The following is a 1,550-nucleotide window of genomic DNA, read 5'->3' on the forward strand; positions in this document are numbered from 1 at the left end:
TGCAAGTTACTAAAACGTATAATTTGTTTAAATTATAATAAGTTGCCTTTAATTTATAAGATTTTGTCTATTTATATATTATGCTGAATTAAACTTAAAAATAGAGCGTTTTTTTATTGGTGCGAAACTCGTGAATAGGTGCATTTTGACCAATAACGATAGCGCCTCTAAACACTAGTTCTTCGGTATCGTCTTCCTCCTTTCGCCCTCGCTACGCAATAGTCCACTATCATAGATATTTTTTAATTCATTCCAGTCAAAGGCACGTAATTTAGCATTATTTTGGTTACGATCACTTTCAATCAAACGGGAAGATTGCTGACTTGTGCAAAGCTGCGAGCGCGTCCGGCTGCAGTTGATTTCGAGGGGCAAACCCATAAGCGCTAACCAAAAAATCATCACGATGTATAATTGCTTCTCATGATTGAGAAGAGATGATAAAAATGACATCTACTACAAATTTGGCGTTTGACGACTGGGAAAAAATAACGATGCTCCTGCCTGATGGTTGGCAAGATAAAGCTCGAGAATGCGGTGCATTGAAATTTGGACGTCAATTTACTAGTCCTGCTCTTTTGCTCAGGGTGTTACTGATTTATTTTTGTAATGATTGCTCAATGCGTGAAACTGTCGCTCGAGCAGCCGCTGCAGGCTTAGTCAATATCTCAGATGTTGCGCTTCTAAAACGTATTGATAAATGCGGTGCGTGGTTCCAATAAGCGTGTTGCTTAATAGTGAAATAAGGGTATTTCGGTGATTGAAGTAAATTTTAGGCTGTTCTGAGATGGAAATTCCAAAGACCGGCACTAAGGAGTAAAAAGGTATCATCAATAAAGGGTCTACGATTCCGTAAAATTTGGGTCATACAACCGAGGCGCTTGATACCCGCGATGGCGTGTTCAACCGTAATACGGATGCCCGAGATTATTTTATTTTCTTGTTTTTGTTCAGGCGATAAAGGTCTTTTTCGAGTTCCTTTTTTTGGGATTTGTGTATTAGGATGCTGTTTATCTATACCTTGAAAACCGGTATCGGCCCAGATGGTTACCTCAGGGGGAATATGGCGAATTATATCGACTTTATCGAGTAAGCGTTTATCGTGACGGCGCCCATTTTTGATCATGGGGATAAAATCCAATTTTCCTCGTTTCGTCAAAGTCATATAGCTAGGCGACTTAATTTTGATTACAAGGTGTGTTATGAGTTATACAATTGATTTTCGACGTAAAGTAATATCTGTAAGGAAAGCCGAAGGTTTAACAATTCGAGAAACTGCGAAACAATTCCGTATTGGAAAAGCGTCTTTAGTACGTTGGCTTAAACGACCAGAGCCAAAAAATTCAACGCCACGTAAGAGGAAGCTCGATAAAAATGCTTTAGCAAAAGATGTGGAACAGTATCCAGATGCTTACCAAAAGGAACGGGCAGAGCGATTCGGTGTTTGTAAAAAGACTATTTGGCAATCCCTTAAAAAGCTGGGATTAACCTAAAAAAAAACTCTATTCCATCCAAAAACCAACGAAAGCGACAGGCTGGCACATCAGCAAAAA

The 1,550-nt window shown here is 39.2% G+C and carries 3 protein-coding genes; 2 read left to right on the forward strand and 1 reads right to left on the reverse strand.

The window, feature by feature from the left end:
- Positions 1-443: 443 nt before the first annotated feature.
- Positions 444-719 carry a hypothetical protein gene (locus tag AYJ55_RS19850; RefSeq protein ID WP_063657096.1) on the forward strand — a complete coding sequence of 92 codons (276 nt, stop codon included), beginning with the start codon at positions 444-446 and terminating at the stop codon, positions 717-719.
- Between the two features lie 50 nt (positions 720-769).
- On the opposite strand, the gene AYJ55_RS19855 is transcribed toward AYJ55_RS19850, so the two are convergent.
- Positions 770-1,162, reverse strand: a complete 393-nt coding sequence (locus AYJ55_RS19855) for a transposase family protein (RefSeq protein ID WP_162505761.1) — start codon at positions 1,160-1,162, stop codon at positions 770-772.
- Positions 1,163-1,199: 37 nt separating this feature from the next.
- On the opposite strand from AYJ55_RS19855, the gene AYJ55_RS19860 reads away from it, so the two are divergent.
- On the forward strand, positions 1,200-1,490 hold the full coding sequence (locus AYJ55_RS19860) for an IS630 transposase-related protein (protein WP_063657698.1): 291 nt from the start codon (positions 1,200-1,202) through the stop codon (positions 1,488-1,490).
- Positions 1,491-1,550: the final 60 nt, after the last annotated feature.

It is taken from the genome of Candidatus Arsenophonus triatominarum (assembly GCF_001640365.1).
GTDB classification, from domain to species: Bacteria; Pseudomonadota; Gammaproteobacteria; order Enterobacterales; family Enterobacteriaceae; genus Arsenophonus; species Arsenophonus triatominarum.